Annotated in this window: 15 protein-coding genes and 2 pseudogenes; 8 read left to right on the forward strand and 9 right to left on the reverse strand. The window is 69.3% G+C overall.

The features are described 5' to 3' along the window. Positions 1–1,190: 1,190 nt before the first annotated feature. From CFW40_RS14165 to CFW40_RS14175, 3 genes are all read right to left on the reverse strand, one after another. The gene (locus CFW40_RS14165) at positions 1,191–1,379 is read right to left on the reverse strand and encodes a hypothetical protein (RefSeq protein ID WP_088798259.1); all 189 of its coding nucleotides are present in this window, start codon (positions 1,377–1,379) and stop codon (positions 1,191–1,193) included. 173 nt (positions 1,380–1,552) lie between these two features. Next, a complete protein-coding gene (locus CFW40_RS14170) occupies positions 1,553–1,732 on the reverse strand; it encodes a hypothetical protein (protein ID WP_088798261.1) in 180 nt (59 codons plus the stop codon). A gap of 86 nt (positions 1,733–1,818) precedes the next feature. Then, positions 1,819–3,501 (reverse strand): recombinase family protein, encoded by a 1,683-nt coding sequence (locus CFW40_RS14175; protein WP_088798263.1) that lies wholly within the window; start codon positions 3,499–3,501, stop codon positions 1,819–1,821. Positions 3,502–3,614: 113 nt separating this feature from the next. On the opposite strand from CFW40_RS14175, the pseudogene CFW40_RS14180 reads away from it, so the two are divergent. The 3 genes and pseudogenes from CFW40_RS14180 to CFW40_RS14190 all read left to right on the forward strand — a co-directional run. Further along, positions 3,615–4,583: pseudogene (locus tag CFW40_RS14180) on the forward strand (low temperature requirement protein A); the annotation flags it as partial. Between the two features lie 437 nt (positions 4,584–5,020). Next, complete coding sequence (locus CFW40_RS14185; protein ID WP_088798267.1) at positions 5,021–5,884, forward strand: hypothetical protein; 864 nt, start codon at positions 5,021–5,023, stop codon at positions 5,882–5,884. Next, positions 5,881–6,993, forward strand: a complete 1,113-nt coding sequence (locus CFW40_RS14190; protein ID WP_088798269.1) for a P1 family peptidase — start codon at positions 5,881–5,883, stop codon at positions 6,991–6,993. The genes CFW40_RS14185 and CFW40_RS14190 overlap by 4 nt, the downstream gene beginning before the upstream one ends. A gap of 96 nt (positions 6,994–7,089) precedes the next feature. On the opposite strand, the gene CFW40_RS14195 is transcribed toward CFW40_RS14190, so the two are convergent. Then, positions 7,090–7,806 carry a VIT family protein gene (locus CFW40_RS14195; RefSeq protein WP_088798271.1) on the reverse strand — a complete coding sequence of 239 codons (717 nt, stop codon included), beginning with the start codon at positions 7,804–7,806 and terminating at the stop codon, positions 7,090–7,092. Positions 7,807–7,889: 83 nt separating this feature from the next. On the opposite strand from CFW40_RS14195, the gene CFW40_RS14200 reads away from it, so the two are divergent. Further along, entirely contained in the window at positions 7,890–8,513 is a 624-nt protein-coding gene (locus CFW40_RS14200) for a hypothetical protein (RefSeq protein WP_256331470.1), read from the forward strand. Between the two features lie 80 nt (positions 8,514–8,593). Here the strand turns inward: CFW40_RS14200 and CFW40_RS14205 are convergent, their stop codons facing one another. Next, positions 8,594–8,926: a hypothetical protein gene (locus CFW40_RS14205; RefSeq protein WP_088798275.1), complete on the reverse strand. Its 333-nt coding sequence runs from the start codon at positions 8,924–8,926 to the stop codon at positions 8,594–8,596. Positions 8,927–9,533: 607 nt separating this feature from the next. On the opposite strand from CFW40_RS14205, the gene CFW40_RS14215 reads away from it, so the two are divergent. Continuing rightward, positions 9,534–10,739 carry a CaiB/BaiF CoA-transferase family protein gene (locus CFW40_RS14215; RefSeq protein ID WP_088802113.1) on the forward strand — a complete coding sequence of 402 codons (1,206 nt, stop codon included), beginning with the start codon at positions 9,534–9,536 and terminating at the stop codon, positions 10,737–10,739. An 81-nt stretch (positions 10,740–10,820) separates the two neighbouring features. Further along, positions 10,821–12,152: an Ig-like domain-containing protein gene (locus CFW40_RS14220; protein ID WP_088798276.1), complete on the forward strand. Its 1,332-nt coding sequence runs from the start codon at positions 10,821–10,823 to the stop codon at positions 12,150–12,152. Between the two features lie 87 nt (positions 12,153–12,239). On the opposite strand, the gene CFW40_RS14225 is transcribed toward CFW40_RS14220, so the two are convergent. Further along, entirely contained in the window at positions 12,240–13,781 is a 1,542-nt protein-coding gene (locus tag CFW40_RS14225; protein ID WP_371127329.1) for a DHA2 family efflux MFS transporter permease subunit, read from the reverse strand. A 297-nt stretch (positions 13,782–14,078) separates the two neighbouring features. Here CFW40_RS14225 and CFW40_RS14230 point away from each other — a divergent pair, with 297 nt between their 5' ends. Further along, positions 14,079–14,867: a TetR/AcrR family transcriptional regulator gene (locus CFW40_RS14230; RefSeq protein WP_088798278.1), complete on the forward strand. Its 789-nt coding sequence runs from the start codon at positions 14,079–14,081 to the stop codon at positions 14,865–14,867. A gap of 87 nt (positions 14,868–14,954) precedes the next feature. On the opposite strand, the gene CFW40_RS14235 is transcribed toward CFW40_RS14230, so the two are convergent. Together CFW40_RS14235 and CFW40_RS37075 are read right to left on the reverse strand one after the other, a co-directional pair. Then, positions 14,955–15,572 (reverse strand): hypothetical protein, encoded by a 618-nt coding sequence (locus tag CFW40_RS14235; protein ID WP_088798279.1) that lies wholly within the window; start codon positions 15,570–15,572, stop codon positions 14,955–14,957. A 282-nt stretch (positions 15,573–15,854) separates the two neighbouring features. Beyond that, positions 15,855–16,130 (reverse strand): annotated as a pseudogene (locus CFW40_RS37075) (PTS lactose transporter subunit IIC); the annotation flags it as partial. On the opposite strand from CFW40_RS37075, the gene CFW40_RS38910 reads away from it, so the two are divergent. After that, positions 16,041–16,628, forward strand: a complete 588-nt coding sequence (locus CFW40_RS38910; protein WP_176956500.1) for a recombinase family protein — start codon at positions 16,041–16,043, stop codon at positions 16,626–16,628. The pseudogene CFW40_RS37075 and the gene CFW40_RS38910 overlap by 90 nt on opposite strands. On the opposite strand, the gene CFW40_RS14245 is transcribed toward CFW40_RS38910, so the two are convergent. Then, positions 16,594–17,610 (reverse strand): transcriptional regulator, encoded by a 1,017-nt coding sequence (locus CFW40_RS14245; RefSeq protein WP_256331468.1) that lies wholly within the window; start codon positions 17,608–17,610, stop codon positions 16,594–16,596. The genes CFW40_RS38910 and CFW40_RS14245 overlap by 35 nt on opposite strands. Positions 17,611–17,723: the final 113 nt, after the last annotated feature.

Here is a 17,723-nt window from a genome sequence, read left to right on the forward strand (position 1 = left end):
CCCCGGCTAGCGCTGTCTCTCACTGTGTAGGCGGCAATTCCCGCAGTGAAGAAAACCGGTGCTAGCCGGGGCTGGTCTATGAGTGGGTGCTCGGGGAATGGTTTGCCGCCTACCCGAACAGTGGGAGCGCGCTTAACGTCGCCCTCAGAATGTATCTAGTGAGTCGAAGGTGCGAGAATGCGAAAATCCATAGGATTCGAGCCGGCTCGGGGTATTCGTTATTCGACCGTTACGCTTTCTTGGCTGCCCGATAAAACGCGGTCTTGCAGCGCGAAGAGCAGAACCGTCGTGGTCGGCCAGCACCTTCCCAACCCGTGTTTTCGCCGCAATGCTCGCAAGCCTTCTCCCAGCGCTCTTCGTCCAGCGCAAGCCTGACCGCAGTTCGCTGCCGTTCCCGCTCAGCCTGCATGTCCCGACACGTGGCGCTGGTCTGCTCAGGCTTGGCGCAGACCCGCTGTTTGCCCCTCAGTGGCCGGAACGGGGCTCCGCATAGCTCACAGGTCATGTCGGCAGTCTTCGGCGCTCCGGCAGCCCTGTAGGCGTTCATGCGGCAGCGGGCAGAGCAGTACAGCCGGTCAGAGCGCGCACCTTCCGGGAGGTCAGCGCCACAGCCCACGCAGTCGTACCGTCGCTCAGTCATGGGGTGTTCCTTATCTTGAATGCAGGGTTACGGGTCTCCCATTTGTTGCTAGGTATATGGGAGTTGTTTAGAGGAGTGAGAACATTACATATTGGATTAGGAACAACTAACAGAGCGTAGTTAGCTGTCTGATCCATTCCGCTGTTAGCCACGCTGGCTAGCCCTGTGTGCCGCCTTCCGGCAACGGTCAGAGCAGAAGCGCCGGTGACGCCCTATCCCGCTGTACTCAATGGAGTTGTCACAGGTGAGCGCTTCACAGCGGGGGCCAGCCGCTTGAGTCTCAGCAAGGCGGAGCGCTGCCGCAATGGCCTGGTGTACGGCCGTGGCCTTATCGCTGTCAGGCTTCGCTATGGCACCCCATGCGAGTGATTCAGCGTCACGCAGTGCGGTCATAAGGTCGGTGGTCATGTGTACTTCCTAGGGACGTAATGAGACGGAACCCCAATCCGACGGGACGGAGCGGGGACGTAATAGCCGGAGCGTGCGACGAAACGAGACGAAATGAGGCCAAGGAAAAGCCGCCCGGTCACGTAACCGGACGGCTTAACCCTCAGACCAGCGCGAGACCTTTACGGCTCTGCGCTTCTCGCTCCATATACACGGACAGAAGCCCGATGCGCTGAGCCTGTAGCTCCGCGTTGTTGCCAAGGTTGTCCCGGAAGGCGCGCACCAGGCGGCCCCTGTGGGATTCCTCTTCGGCCCAAGACATGATCTGTGCCCAAAACTTGTCAGCGCTCATGTGGTCTCTCCTCCGCGTTGCGCTCTCGGAATGGGTCTAGGGGGTCGAATGCCTGCCCACACCTGACGGTTTGTCAGGTGTGAAGCCATGAAAGAGCCCCGCCGGGCACTGCTGCCTGACGGGGCTTGGTGGTGCTACGCGGCAAGAGCCTCCGGGAAGCCCTGTAGCGCCGCTTACAAGGCTTCCAGCCGCCGTATGCGCTGCCGGGTGTACTCAGAGCCGTCCCCGGCCCTCACGGCGCCGTACAGGGCTTCCAGCTTCCGAGTGGTCTGCCGCCACTCCAACTCGCGTTCCCATGCCGCCTCTTTGGCGTCCTGGTCAGCCTGCCACTGTGCGCGCTCTGCGCTTGCCATACTCTGGTGCCTTCCCTTTGAGAGGGACACCAGCCCGGTCTACTCGCCAAAGTCCGGCCGGGCTGGTGCCATTTCTTCTTGCTGACTCAGGCTGCGGTTTGCGCCCGGCGCGCTTCCCATGCATCCCATGCGGCTTCTGCCGCCGGGTTCAGGCTGTCGTCGCGCCAATCCGGCTCAAGGCGCTCAAGAATCGGGGTCCGGTCCCCCCTGAACTTCGGGGGCAGCAGAGTGACGCTCTTCAAAGCGGCTTGCAGCAGGGCGCGCTGCCCCTCAATCCCTGCAACCTGCCAAAGGCCAGCCAGCGCTTCGGGGTCCATCAACGGCGAAAGGTCTACCTCTTCCGAAAGCTCTGCCAACTCCGCCTTGAGTGCGCTGATCTGTGCCGTGAGTTCAGCCCGTAGTGTTTCGTAAAGCGTCTCGTCCATTCCCCCGCCAATGAAGAACTCTTTCTGAAGCTTGAGTTCACGCCCTGCCGCGTGGTCCAGCGCTGCCGACACAGCCCGCTTACGGCTTTCCTTTGCAGGGTCCTGGTAGGTCAGCCAGCGCCGGGCAATGGCCAGAATGGTCGGAGAGTCCGGCGACAGGTTCATAATGTGGTTGATCCACATCACTGCAATGGCTTCGTCGGCGCGCTCCCGCATGGTTGCGATTCCCTCACACACCGACGGGCCCTGGTTGATACGGGCGACGCACCGGTAATTCCGCCCGCCGTTGCCCATGGGGCCTTTGCAGTGCGGGCAGCGCAGGACACCCGTGAGAATGGTTGCCGCCTTCCGCTTTCCACGCGTCCGGTCACCAATGGCCGTACCGGGGCGGGAACGGGCAGCGAACTTCGAGAGAATCTGTTCCCGCTCAGCGAAGGTGATGACGCCCTTACCAGCCTTGACCGGGTGCCCGTTCGGCCCCATGAGGGGATTGCCGCCACGGTGCCACTTGTCCAGCGGATTGCCGAACTCATCCTTAGCGCGTTCCCGGTCCGGGATGAGTCCTGCCCAGCTAGGAGACTGAGCAAGGTGAATGATGGTCTGCGCCCGCCATTGCTTGCCCTTGCGGGTCTTGGTCCCCTCGCTGTTCAGCATTTCAGCGATTGCCGCCGGGGTGTCGCCATTCAGCAGCGCCTCAGCGATACGGCGCGCAGTCGGGTACTCCGCCGGGTCGTGTTCCAGCTTTCCCGTTCCCTTGGGGCAGCAAAGGCCGTAGGGCACCACTCCGCCGGGCCAGCGTCCCTCTGCCTTGTGTGCGTCTCCGCCTGCCTTCGTGCGAAGCGCAATATCAGTGGCTTCTTCCCGGGCACGCTCGCTCAGGAAGGCAATGACCATCCGTGCACCACGCTGGGAACTGTCCAACCCCTCAGTGACGCTGACCAGCCGTGCCCCGCGCTTCTCGAATTCGTCCAGCAAGAGGCCCACAGCGCCCATGCCCCGGCGGCTGAGTCGGTCCAGCTTCCACACATAGAGCGTCTTGCTGCGCCCTTCGACAATGGCGGCAGTCGCCTTCTCGAATTCCTCGCGCCGGACGTGCGCCTTACTTGCTGAGCGCTGTTCGAACCAGACGTGCCGGATCTTCCTGCCATCGGTGGCAGCCGCCCGGCAGACGTCCCGGACATGCGCCCGGAGAGTCGCCAAGTCGTCACGCTTCTTGCTGCGCCTGATGTACGTCTCTGCCAAGTCGGCAGGGTCACCCGTGGCCGGTTCCCAGAGCCCCAGCGCCCGAAGCTCTTCGTCCTTGAAGCCCAGCGCGCGCAGGGTGGGAAGGTCATCCCGTTCCATCGTTCATCCATCCGCCGTAGGTGACCGCCTCTGCGGATTGGTGTGAGCGGGTGGAATGCCTAGATTCCGCGTTTCACCAGGTCAGAGGCGGTGATGCACGGTTGGTTCACGGGTGGGCCTGGATGAACTTCAGCTGGTTCGCCTCGGCGTACGACACCGACGACCCGCTCTACCGCGTGGTGACCCTCGTCCAGATGGCGGGGGTGCTGATCCTGGCCGCCGGCGTGCCGCGGGCCTTCGGTCACGGCGACTTCACGGTCATCTGGTGCGGGTATCTGGTGATGCGGCTGGCCATGGTCACCCAGTGGCTGCGGGCCGCGCACGCCTGCCGGGGCGCCGAACGGCGCACCGCACTGCGCTACGCCCTGGGGGTGACGGTGTGCCAGGTCGGCTGGCTGGGCCTGCTCGCGCTGCCCCGGGAGGACATCCCCCGGGTGTTCGCCGTCGTGGCGCTGCTGGAGCTGGCCGTTCCCGCGCTCGCCGAGCGGGAGCGGCAGACGGCCTGGCATCCCCATCACATCGCCGAACGCTACGGCCTGTTCACCCTCATCGTGCTGGGCGAGACGGTCGCGGCGGCCACCGTCGCCGTGCAGTCGGCGCTGGACGCGAACGACGAGCTCAGCGTCCTGCTGCCGATCGCGGGCGGCGGACTGCTGCTGGTCTTCGCCGCGTACTGGATCTACTTCGCGGTCCCCATCCACCGTCATCTGCGCTCGAACCGGCAGGCGTTCCTGTGGGGCTACGGCCACTACCTGGTGTTCGGCTCGGCGGCCGCGGTGGGCGCGGGCATCGAGATCGCGGTGGAGGAGGCGTTCGGCAGGGCACAGCTGTCGGCGTTCGCGGCGGCCGGGTGTGTCACGGTGCCGGCCGCCCTGTTCATGATGACGGTGTGGCTGATCCACTCCCGCCACCACAAGCGCGGCGCGGCGCAGCAGCTGGTGCTGCCGGTGTCCTCGCTCCTGGTCCTGGCGTGCACCTTCGCCGGACACCGGGCGGTTCTGGCGGCCGGTCTGGTGGCATCCGGCACGGTGGCTGCCGGCGTGTTGCTCACATCCCGTCAGGGCGCCGCACCGGCGGAGTAGAAGCGCCCGCCACGTCACCCGTCTCGGCGAGCGCCCCGGCACGGATCTCGGCAAGCGGGCCCGCACGACCTCCCGGCGCTCCCGCGGACCCCTCCTCCGCTCCCCCATAAGCGTGCCGAACGGCCGTGCAAACCTCCGCAACCGCCCTGATCCGGCATCAGATTCGGCCATCTTCGGCGCCTTCACCACAGGGCCCCCTCACCAGGGGAGCCCTCGGCGTCGCCCCCGTCCCATACCCCGTCAATTACCCACCAATGGATCCAACTTCCCGCCACTTGGCGCCCTTGCTCCCCACCGTTCACCGGGGCCAGCGGAGGCGCGCCGAGTCTGAAGCGGTAGGGTGCAGATTGCCCTTTTTATGACAGGGGCGCCCCCTGGGGAAGCCGCAGAAAAGCCCCGGGGACCGACCGCCGTCCGTACCTGAGGAGACGCCAGCCATGGCCCGCCACGCTCAGTCCCGCGCGCGGACGAGACTGTCCCGGCGCAGCAAGGCCGTGGGCGGTCTCGCCCTCTCCACGCTGGTCGGCACCGCCCTGTGGGCGTGGCCCGCGTCGGGCGACGACCACAACAGCGCGACCGACGCCAAGAGCACCACGTCCTCGACGGCTTCCGGCCCGGACACGCCACGCGTCCCCGTGTCCGCCGCGAAATCCGCCCCGAACGCCGCACCGAATGCCCCCGCGGGCCGCCCCATCCCGGGCCTCAGCGACGCCGCCCGGAAGCGCATACCGGCCGACTCCCGGCAGGCGCTGGTCGTCACGGGCAAGGGCATGGACTCCTTCGAGTCCCGTGTCGTCCTCTACACCCGCGAGGAGGGCTCCGACGACTGGGAGCCGGGCCCCACCTGGTCCGCGCACAACGCCGCGCACGGCTGGACGGACGACCACCGCTACGGCGATCTGCGCTCCCCCATCGGTGTCTTCTCCCTCACCGACGCGGGCGGTCTGCTGGCCGCCCCCGGGGACACCAAGCTCCCCTACGACCACAACAGCAGCTTTGTCGCCGACGGCACCGGAGTGGAGGGCGAGCCGCTGGCCGGCGCCTTCGACTACGTCATCGCCATCAACTACAACCGGGAGCCCGGCACCTCTCCCCTGGACCAGCGTCGTCCGTTGGGCGACGCCAAGGGCGGCGGCGTCTGGCTGCACGTGGACCACGACGGCCCCACTCAGGGCTGTGTGAGCCTCAAGCCCAAGGTGATGCAGGAACTGCTGCGTACCCTCGACCCCGACCTGCACCCGGTCATCGTGATGGGACCGGCCGGTTTCCGCCCGCCCGCCGATGACATGAGCACCCGATGACTGAGCCCTCGCCGCACCCCGCGGGGCCGCAGGACGCACTGACCGATGTCCTCGGCCTCCGGGTCGGCCACGCCCAGCGGACCGGTGACGGGTACCTCACCGGCACCACCGTCGTCCTGGCCCCCGAGGGCGGCGCCGTCGCGGCCGTCGACGTACGCGGCGGCGGCCCCGGCACCCGGGAGACCGACGCGCTCGACCCCCGCAACCTCGTCCAGCGCATCGAAGCGGTCGTGCTGACCGGCGGCAGTGCCTTCGGCCTTGACGCGGCGTCCGGTGTCGCCGGCTGGCTGGAGGAGCAGGGGCGCGGTTTCCGCGTCGGCCCCGACCCCGCGCAGGTCGTACCGGTCGTGCCGGCCGCGGCCCTCTTCGACCTGGGGCGCGGCGGCGACTGGCGGGCCCGTCCGGATGCCGCACTGGGCCGGGCGGCGGCCGCGGCCGCGGCGGACACCGGGCCCGGCGCGCCGGTCGCCCAGGGCAATACGGGCGCCGGCACGGGGGCGGTGGCCGGCGGCCTCAAGGGCGGCGTCGGCACCGCGAGCGTGGTCCTCCCCTCGGGCGCCACCGTCGCCGCGCTGGCCGCCGTCAATGCCGCGGGCTCCTTCGCCGACCCGCGCACCGGCGCCCTCTACGGCCGGCTGGACGAAGGCCCGGCGGTCCTGCCCTCCCCCGAGGTGCACGCCGCCGCCGCGCGCCGGCTGGCCGAGGCCGGGGAGATATCCCGGGCCCGCTCGGCCGCGTCCGTCCGCCCGCCGCTGAACACCACCCTCGCCGTGGTCGCCACGGACGCCGTCCTCACCCGCGCCCAGGCCCTCAAGCTCGCCGGCACCGCCCACGACGGGCTGGCCCGCGCGGTCCGCCCCGTCCATCTGCTGTCCGACGGCGACACGGTCTTCGCCCTGTCCACCGCGACGCGCCCGCTCACCCCCGAAGCGGCCCACACCGAGGCCGCATTCGACGTACACGCCGAGGCCGGGGCCCTCAACCAGATCCTGTCCGCGGGCGCGGACGTCCTGACCCGCGCCGTGGTCCGGGCCGCCCAGGAGGCGGAAACCGTGGACGGCCCCGGAGGGGTCTTCCTGTCGTACCGAGAGCTCTACGGGACGGTCTGACCCCTACGGGAGGGCCTTATCCCTACGGGGACGGTCTGACCTCTACGGGTCCTCTGCGCCCCGGGCACCGAGCCCACCGGACGGGTCACCCCCGGGTCACACCCCCACCGCCCCCAGCACCGACCCCGCGGCATACGTCACCCCCATCGCCACGGCGCCACCGCCCACGTTCCGCAACACCGCCCGCCCCACCGGCGCGGCCCCCAGCCGGGCACTGCTCCAGCCGCACAGCGCCAGCGCCACCAGCACCGCGACCACCGTGATCCACAACCGGTGGGCGGCCGGCGGCAGCACGATCGCGAGCAACGGCAGCAACGCCCCCACCGTGAACGCGAGGAAGCTCGCCCCCGCCGCGTGCCAGGGATTGGTGAGCTCATCGGGGTCGATCCCCAGCTCCACCTCGGCATGGGCACGCAGCGCGTCATGCTCGGTGAGCTGCTCGGCGACCTCCCGGGCCAGTTGCCCGTTCAGTCCCTTCCCTTCCAACATCTCCGTCAGCTCGATGAGTTCGGCCTGCGGCTCGGTCGCCAGTTCCCGCTTCTCCTGGGCGAGCGCGGCCTTCTCCGAATCCCGCTGGGTGGAGACCGATACGTATTCGCCGGCCGCCATCGACATGGACCCGGCCAGCAGTCCGGCCAGCCCCGCCGTCAGCAGCGCGCCACGGGAATCGGTGGCGCCGGCCACTCCGACGACGAGTCCGGCGGTGGAGACGATGCCGTCATTGGCACCAAGTACCGCCGCCCGCAGCCAGTTGAGCCGGCTGCCGAGCCCGCCGCCGTGCGCCTCGTCGTGCTCCGGTGTCTGCACAGTCATCGGCAGAGCATGGCATCCGCACCGGCTGTGCCTCCCCCGACGCCACCGCCCCGCCCCGAATGGGCCGGTGGTAGAAACGGCTTATGTCCGCACCACCCCCCTCCCCGCCTCCCCAGCCGCCACCGCCCACGCTCGTCCAGCCGGCTCCCCAGGGGCCGGCACCACGCCGCCGACTGTGGTGGCACCGGCTGATATTCGGGCTCTGGTACCGCCCGGTGGAGGTGCTGGACGAGGCACGCGACCGCAGTGCCTGGAGCGCCGCGGTGCTGCTGTCGTTGATCAGCGGTGGCATCGGGGTGCTGTCGGTGGATGCGTTCCACACCCAGTGGGCCGTCGACCACGCCGCGGCGCTGAAGCTCCTCGGGCTGGGCGAGGCGGGCGTGCTGGCCGCCAGCCTCGCGCTGGGCTCGGTCGCCCACGCCATCGCCCGGACGCTCGGCGGCATAGGCCGCTTCGCGCCCACGGCAAGCCTGTTCATCGTGCTCTTCTGGGTGACGGACCTGCCGCGGATGGCGATAGCGGCCTGGCTGCCGACCGATGCCACCTTCGTCCAGGCCGCGACCTGGACGACCTGGGGGTTCGGCTACGTCCTCGCCGTCCTGCTGATACGCGGCCAGCACCATCTGTCAACGTGGAAGTCGGCGGCGGCGGTGTCGGTGCAGATGCTGGCCGCGCTGGCCCTGCTGCGGCTGGGGCCGGTGCACTGAGACCGGTGCGCTGAGACCGGGTGCGCTGAGGGCGCGCTCCGAGACCGGGCCCGGGGCCGGGCCCGGCGCCGGTCACCCGGTCAACTCCGGCTGGTCAGCTGCCGTACGAGGCCTTCGAACGCCGCACGCTCGGCGGCGCTCAGCTCCACGCACTCCGACGGCGGCCCGGCCGGCCCGGTCTGCCGAGGCACGGAACCGAGCAGCCCCGGCTGTGCGGGCAGCCCCCCAGGAGAGGGCGGGGCGAAGCGCCCGCGCGGCGCGTACCGTGCCCGCATTTCCCGCTGATCACGCCACATGGCCGACTCGTACCGCCCCTGGCGCAGCAGTCTGGCCAGCCCGACGACCCAGACGATGGCCACAGCCAGCAACACGCCGAGGCCGATCTGCTGCAGAATCGAAGCGGAGGGGAGCATGCGGTCCTCCCGGACGGGTGAGGCGCTGGGGCAGAGCCAGTAGACACCACACGCCAGTCCGTCCGACAGGGGATCTTGGGACTTAAGTCCCGAAGTGACGCATCTCCTATGACATTTCGCTACATTCCCGTCACAGCGCGGTACATGGCCCGCGCAAGAAGCCACTCAAGAGGCCACCACGGCAGGGTGCACACCGCCCGGTTGGCCACCTCGGAGGCTTCCCTCCGGCGAAGGCCGTCGCGGACCATGAGGGCACTTCGTCCGCGACGTGAGGAGTACGCACGTGCCGCAGCCGCACCGGCCGCAGCCCCCGCCGTCCACCGGCGCCGACAGGAACGCCGAGAACATCAAGAGCGCCACGGACACCGCGGACGCCACGGACGCCACGGACGCCACGGACGCCACGGACGCCACGGACACCGCGGACGCCACGGACGCCACGGACGCCACGGACGCCACGGACGCCACGGACACCGCGGACACCGCGGACGCCACGGACGCCACGGACGCCACGGACACCGCGGACACCGCGGACGCCACGGACGCCACGGACGCCACCGGCACGGCAGCCGGAGGCACGGCAGCCGGCGAACCGCCCGCCCGCGCCCTGGAGGGCATCCTCGTCGCGGACTTCAGCCGGGTGCTGGCCGGCCCGCTGGCCGCCGCGACGCTCGCCGACCTGGGCGCCGAGGTGATCAAGGTGGAGCGGCCGGGCACCGGCGACGACACCCGCGCCTGGGGCCCGCCGTTCGCCGCGGATTTCACTTCCGAGGACTCGGCAGCCGGCGAAGGCGGAGCGCAGCCGAGCCGGACGGCCGCGTACTTCGACGCCGCGAACCGCTCCAAGCGCGGCCTGGCCCTGGACCTCGGCGACCCGGACGATGCGGCCGCGGCCCGTGAGCTGGCGCGCCGGGCCGATGTACTGATCGAGAACTTCCGCCCCGGCTCGCTCGCCGCCTACGGCCTGGACCACACCGCCACCCGCGCCGCCAACCCCGGCCTGGTGCACTGCACCATCACCGGCTTCGGGTCCGGCGCCGGCGCCGCGCTGCCCGGCTACGACTTCGTGGTGCAGGCCGTCGGGGGGCTGATGAGCATCACCGGCGAGCCCGGCGGGCCGCCCCTGAAGGCAGGTGTCGCCCTGGTGGACGTTCTGACCGCAAAGGACGCCGTCACCGGCATCCTCGCCGCGCTCCGCCACCGCGACCGCACCGGCCGGGGGCAGCTGGTGGAAGTGAATCTGCTCTCTTCCCTGCTGGGCTCGTTGGTGAACCAGGCCTCCGGTTACCTGGCCACCGGTCACGATCCGGGCCCGACGGGCAACCGCCATCCGAGCATCGCCCCGTACGAGACGCTGGCCTGCCGGGGCGGGCAGCCGCTCGCGGTGGCCGTGGGAAACGACCGTCAATTCCGGGCGCTGGCGCAGGTACTGGGTGCACCGGAGCTCGCCGAGGACGTCCGGTTCGCCCGCAATCAGGACCGGGTGCAAAACCGCCCAGATCTCATCAAAGTACTGGAAAGCCTTCTGGCCACCGACACCCCGCAGACCTGGACCGAGCGGCTGACCCCGGCCGCGGTGCCCTGCGGTCCCGTCAACAGCCTCTCCGAGGCCCTGCAGTTGGCGGACCGACTGGGTCTCGATCCGGTAGCCTCCGTCGGTGAGGGCCGTATCCCCCAAGTCGCCAGCCCGCTCCGCCTTTCGGCCACGCCGGTGACCCAACCTTCCGCCCCACCCCGCCTGGACGAACACGGCACGGCACTGCGAACCTGGCTATCGGGACCGGCCGACCAACCCCTCCCTTTGCAAATGTGACCTTCGTCACAACCGGGCCCGACTCGCAACCAAATCTGCCCGTAGGTGCTGTTTACCAGCACGGAATCACAACACCCTTGTATGGAGCAGCTCGTGACATCGCCGGACAACCCCGCGCCCGATCGGTCCCGCACCCCGCACCAGCTGCTCCAGTCAGCCGAGCAGCCGGCGTCCGGTGCGCCGCGTCCGCACCGCCGGATGCGCCGCACGATGGCCGTCACCGCCCTGCTCGCGGCGGGTGCGCTTGCCCTGTCCGCCTGTGGCGGGGACGCCTCGGCCGGCGGCAATGACGACGGCAAGAACGGCCAGGCCGGTGCGGATGCCGCGGCCAAGAAGGACGCCTCCGACGCCAAGATCAAGGTCTCGGCCAAGGACGGCGGCACCAATGCCAGCATCAACGACACCGGAGTGAAGGTCACCGGTGGCAAGTTGACCGATGTGAAGCTCACCGAGGCGGACTCCGGCAAGGACGTCACCGGTGCCATATCGTCGGACGGCGCGTCCTGGAAGCCCGGCGTCCAGCTGGAGCGCGGCACCAAGTACAAGATCGTGGCGAACGCGAAGGACGCCAAGGGCCGGCCCGCCACCGAGAACGCCACCTTCACCACGGTCTCCTCGGCCAACAGCTTCATCGGCAGCTACACCCCCGACGACGGCAAGACCGTCGGCGTCGGCATGCCGGTGTCCTTCAACTTCGACAAGTCGATCACCAACAAGAAGGACGTCCAGTCCCACATCACGGTGAGCTCCAGCAGCGGCCAGCAGGTCGTCGGCCACTGGTTCGGCACCCAGCGCCTGGACTTCCGGCCCGAGGACTACTGGAAGGCCGGCTCCAAGATCACCATGAAGATCGACCTGGACGGCGTCAAGGGCGGCCAGGGCATCACCGGCGTCCAGTCCAAGACGGTCTCCTTCACCATCGGGCGCTCGCAGGTCTCCACCGTCGACATGAACACCCAGACCATGACGGTCAAGCGGGACGGCAAGACCTACAAGTCCATCCCGATCTCCGGCGGCAGCGCCGACCACCCCACCTACAACGGCCAGATGGTGATCTCGGAGAAGTTCGAGCAGACCCGGATGGACGGCTCGACCGTCGGCTTCGGCGGTGAGTACGACATCAAGGACGTCCCGCACGCCATGCGTCTGTCGTCGTCCGGCACCTTCCTCCACGGCAACTACTGGGGTAACCCGTCGATCTTCGGCAACTCCGGCACCAGCCACGGTTGCGTCGGTCTGCGCGACAACAAGGGCGGCGGTGGCGACACCCCGGCCAAGTGGTTCTTCAACGAGTCGCTGGTCGGCGACGTCGTCATCGTGAAGAACTCGCACGACCAGACGGTCAAGCCCGACAACGGCCTCAACGGCTGGAACCTGTCCTGGTCCGACTGGAAGGCAGGCAGCGCGGTCTGACGGACGGCGCCCGCAGCGCAGCTGCACAGAGGCGGTGGCCGGTCCCGGGTGGGGGCCGGCCACCGCCTCTGTGCGCAGGGCCTGTCTTCAGGGGCGCGGTTTCGCGGGGCTGTGCGCGTTCTCCGGGCTGTGTGGATGCGCCGGGCCGGTTGGCTCCGCGGGGCTGTGCGGCGTCGCCGGACCGTCCGGCTCCACCGTGCTCCGCAGCGGGGCCTCCCGTACGAACCAGGCGGCCGCGAAGCCGAGCACGGCCAGCACCGCGGCGCCGGCCAGGACGCCGTGCAGCCCGCCGGTGACCGCCGCCCGGCAGGCCTCCCGCACCGGGGCGGCGAGCCCGTCCAGCGCCCGCGGGGTCAACTGCCCACCCCTTGCCGTCAGCCGGCCCGCGGCGCCCTCCCCCAGCCGGTCGGCGAGCCCGCTGTGCAGCCGGCCGGTGAAGACGGCGCCCAGCAGAGCGACGCCGAGCGAACCGCCGACCGTACGCAGCAGCGTCACGGTGCCACTGGCGGCGCCCATGTCACGGGGCTCCGCGCTGTTCATGGTGATCAGCATGGTGCTCTGCATGACGAACCCGATGCCCATCCCCGCGACGACCGTGAGCCCGGAGGCCAGGGCCGTCGTGGTCTCCCTGCCGAGCAGCAGCAGGACCAGTACACCCGCGGTCAGCACTCCGCCCCCCAGGATCGGGTAGATCCGATAGCGGCCGTTACGGCTGATCAATGCCCCGGTGCCGAGCTGCACGCCCAGCATCCCGAACATCAGCGGCAGCAACAGCAGACCGCCGGCCGTCGGCGACAGGCCCTGCACGAACTGCAGGTACTGCGGCAGATAGCTGGTCACCCCGAGCATCACCGCGCCGATGAGAAAGCTCAGGAGCTGCGCCAGGGTGAAGTTGCGGCTGCGGAACAGCCGGGGCGGGATGACCGGCTCCACGGCCCGCCGCTCGACCCGTACGAACCAGGCCAGCGCCACCACGCTCACAGCCGCCAGCCCGAGGATCTGCGGTGACCCCCACCCGTACCGGACGCCACCCCAACTGGCCAGCAGGGTCAGCGCGAGGATCGCGCCGGACAGCAGCACCACACCCGGGTAGTCGATCCGTGCCGTGCTCCGCTCCGTGCGGCCCAGCCGGATCCAGCCTCCGACGATCACCAATGACACCACCCCGATCGGCACATTGACGTAAAACGCCCACCGCCAGCTCAGATGGTCCGTGAGGAAACCGCCCAGCAGCGGCCCCCCGATGAACGCGACCGGCATCATGGCGCCGATCATCGACTGCATCCTGCCGCTCTGCCGGGGCGGCACCAGCACCCCGATGACCGACAGCGCCCCGACCATCAGCCCGCCCGCGCCCAGCCCCTGCAGGGCCCGGAAGGCGATGAGCTGCCCCATGTCCTGCGCCAGCCCGGACAGCATCGACCCGGCCAGAAAGAGCCCGATCGCCGCCATGAACGTGCCCTTGCGGCCGTAGAGATCGCCCGCCTTCCCCCAGATCGGTGTCGCCACGGCGGTGGTGAGCAGATAGGCCGTCACCACCCACGACAACTGGTCCAGCCCGCCGAGCTCCCCCACGATCGTGGGCAGTGCCGTGCCCACGATCAGGCCGTCCACCATCGCCAGGAACATCCCGAGCAGCAGCCCGAACACCCCTAAGTACAAGGACTTCGGTGAGCGTCCCCCGCTGGGCGCCTCCCCGGCCGTGGCTCCGGGCCTGCCGGTTCCCTTGCCCCCGTCCGCCCCTCCCGGCCGGCCTGCCCCTCCGGCCCGGTCGGCCGCTTCCCTCGTGCCGTTGACCGCCATTTCCGCACCCCTCGCGTGTACTGCGTATCGATCGGATACAACGTACACACCGGCGTGTACAGCGTCTACTGCTGATACGTTGTACGCAAGGAGTCGGCAGCATCCGGGAAGGAAGTGAGCGCCATGACCGGCAAGGAGCCCGGCGCAGCCGAGGGCAGGCAGCCGTTGCCGTCCGGAGCGGCCACGGACACGCCGGCCCCGGCGGCGGTCTCCCTCTGGGAGCGCCTGGACCGCCCGACGCCCGCACCGCGGGCCAGCCTGACCCCGCAAAAGATCGCCGCGGCTGCCGTACGCATCGCCGACACCGACGGCATCGACGCCGTCACCATGCGGCGCCTGGCCACCGAGCTGAACGTCGCACCCATGGCGGCCTACCGCTACGTCTCCGGCAAGGCCGACGTCCTGGACCTGATGACGGACGCGGTCTACGCGGACCTCACACTCCCCGACGACGTCGAGAACTGGCGCGACGTCATGCGCGCAGGCGCACTCCGCACCCGGGAGATCGTGCTGCGCCACCCCTGGCTCATCCAGATCTCCTCACCGCAGTCGTTGCGCGCTCTCACCCCCCACCGGATGGCCGCGGCCGAGCGCGGCCTCGCCTCCCTGGACGGGCTCGGACTCGACATCGACGCGATGATGGCCGTGCTCGGGACCGTCAACTCCTATGTCCACGGGGCGGTTTCGGCGGAGTGCGCCCAGCATTTCCTGATGCGGGAGCAGGGCTGGGACAGCAACGACGACCTGCGGCTCGCCCTCGCCCCGCAGATGCGCTACCTGATCGGCACCGGGCGCTACCCCACCTACCACCGCTACCTCCGCGAGGCCACGCACAAGGACGACCCGCGGTGGCGCTTCGAAACCGGCCTCGACAGCGTCCTCGACGGCATCGCGGCCCGGCTGGGGATCTGAGCGGCGGGGTCCCGGGGAAGGTGGGCGTCGGGCCCGTTGAAGGGGCGGCAGCGCCCCGCCCGAAGAGGCGGTCGGCCCGGCAGGCGCCTACGGGTGGTAGCGCTCGGCGATCTTCGTGGCGGCGCCGTTCGTCACGGTCACCCGGACGTCGACGGTGCCCATCCTGGCCGCCTTGCGCGCGTCGTCGAGGGTGCAGTGCGTGGTGCCGTAGCCGGAGGCGTCGGTGTGGACGCGGCCGTCGGGGGCCTCGCAGAGCGCTGCCGCGCCGAGTGCCTTGGTGCTGTCGAGGAGGTGGAACGCCTGTTCCGCACCGCTGTCCGGGGCCACCGTGAGCTTGTCCTCGGTGAGCCACTTCAGCTTGCCGGTCCAAGTGCCGCTGACGCCCCTACGGCCGGCGGAGGCACCGCCCTGTCCACCGGAGCCGCCCGGCGCGGAACTCTGCCCGCCGGTGGTGCTCGGGTGCGACGTGCCCTTCCCCGCGGCGGAACCACCCGAGGAGGAACCGCCTGGGCCCGAGCCACCGGACTTGGCATCCCCCGCAGTTGAGCGGCCGTTCGCGGCCTGGCTGTTCGTGGCGGAGGGCGCGGCCGATGCCTTGTCATCGCCGTTCTGGCAGGCGGTCAGCGAAAAGGCCGCGGCGGCGACGAGGGAAGCGACAGCGAGCCGACGACCGCGGCGCAGGGTGGTGGCGGCGGCGAGCGACATGGAGATTCCCCCGAGTGGTGCGTGGTGAGCGGTGCCTGGTAACGGGTGTCGGGTGCCTGGTAACAGGTGCTTGGCGTCTGGTGTCCGGTGCCTGCTGCCTGCTGTCCTTCGGCGTGACGCCCAGGAGTCTCGTCTTGGGAGCTAAAGATCTGCTAACGCACGGGTAACTTCGCGGCACGTCCCGTCAGAACCCGTCCTGGAGCCGGGCGGAGGGGCGGGCGCGCCGGGGCCTCCACCGGGTGTCCGGCCAAGGCCCCGGGAGGTGCGGGCGGAGTCGGCGGCTCAGGCCGCGGCGGTCACCTCGGCCTCGGCCTCGCCGTCGGCCGGCGAGTGGGCCGTGCGGGTCCGCGGGGGCTTGCGGAGGCCCTTGAGGAGGATCACCAGGGCCGCGCTGACGCCCGTACCCGCGGCGATGGCGAGCAGATAGACGAACGGCCGGCCGATCAGGGGGACGACGAAGATGCCGCCGTGCGGGGCGCGGAGAGTGCAGCCGAAGGCCATCGACAGGGCCCCGGTGACCGCGCCGCCGGCCATCGCGGCGGGAATGACGCGCAGCGGGCTTATCTTCGGATCTCCGATGATGACCGCGACCCGATCACGGGGGAGCTCAGTCGCGAGGGGGTGCCCCGTCAGCTCAAGGACTGCCGCGTGGTAGCCGCTGAGATGGGCGGTGACATTGTCAAGGTCTACGACGACAACGACGTATCGGCCTCTGATCCCTTCGTCGTCCGGAAGGACTTTGAAGCCCTTGTCAAGGATTTGGACGCAGGGGTCATCGATGGGTTTGTCTTCTATCACTCGGAACGTGTCGCTCGCCTTGCGTACGACGCCGCACGCATCTGTCAATGCTACGAGCGCAAGCCCAAGTTGGTCGGCCGGGCAGCCCATGACGGCACCGACCTTTCAACGGACAACGGCCGTGCGATGTTTGTAATGCAGGCTAGTTCGCCCAAGATGAGGCCCCGACCGTCCGTGCTGGAGTCAGCGGACAGTCGGGGCGGAGTGACAGCCGCTCCTGTCGCTAGGCAGCGAGGAGAACCCGGGCACGCTCGTTGAAGTCCGTAACGAGCCTGTGGCTACCAAAGGGGATCATGCGGCGCCGTACATCTGCCACCGCTTCAACGGCTCGCGATGACTTCACCCTTTGTGCGAGTTCGAGCGTCCTGACTCCAGCAGAGTGCGCCGCTTCAAGATCACGGCGCTGAAGGTGAGACACGGCGAGTGCCGCCTGCGACATTGCCCCACGACGTGCGCGCTTCTGGGCGCGTGCGTGCGTAATCGACCGCCGTGCGTGCTCTGCAGCGTGCCCTGCCTGATCAATGTCCCTGAACGCGTTAGCCATCTCGCCATGCAGATAGGCCGCGTCGATGAACTTTGCCCAGACAGGTTCGGTGGTGTGATCAACCGCCGCGAACGCGTTTTCAGATTCGATCACCGCATGGGCAGTAGCAGTCTTGTCTCCCATCGCAGCATGGGCGCGTGCCTCAAGTGCCCACAGATCGGCGAGGCAGGCCCGAGATTCAGCGTGCGCGAGTCCGTGGCGACCCGACTGTGCGAGCCTCCGCCCCTCAGCCGGATTTCCTGTCAGCGTCGCCTGGTCCGCCATGCCTGCTAGAACGTGTGCGCCCAGGGCAGCGTCGTGCGATTCCTCTGCTAGACGCAGTGCTTGGATCAGATACCGCTGGGCCGTGCCGTGTTCGCCATCATCAAACGCCATCCAGCCGAGCAGATAGGTCTGCTCGGCGACTGCTGCGCATAGCGACCGGCGCACATCCTCGGAGTACGTCCGGCGGAGCAACGGGTACACGTGCTCGTTCATGTACTCCGTCAGGACCAGGCGGCCGGAGCCGCCACCCTGCATAACGTCGATGTCCTGGAACGCGGCGAACATGTTCCGGACGCTCGTCACGTCTTCGAGTCGCACCTTTGGGCCGGCCTTTGGCGCTTGATCAAGTGTGTTGAGTAGCCAATCACGCGACGGTCCGATACCCGCCGCCGCAGCGAACGGCGACGCTGCAAGGAACTTCCTGCGATCCATGTCCGCTCTCCCAAGCTCGGTCACTGACTCGACCGTCGAAGCCCAAGATGGGCTGTAGGTCAACTGCCGGTCAGGTCCGGTGCCTCGCCTAGTCCAAGGTCATACGTCGTGAT

Source organism: Streptomyces sp. 2114.4 (genome assembly GCF_900187385.1).
GTDB classification, from domain to species: Bacteria; Actinomycetota; Actinomycetes; order Streptomycetales; family Streptomycetaceae; genus Streptomyces; species Streptomyces mooreae.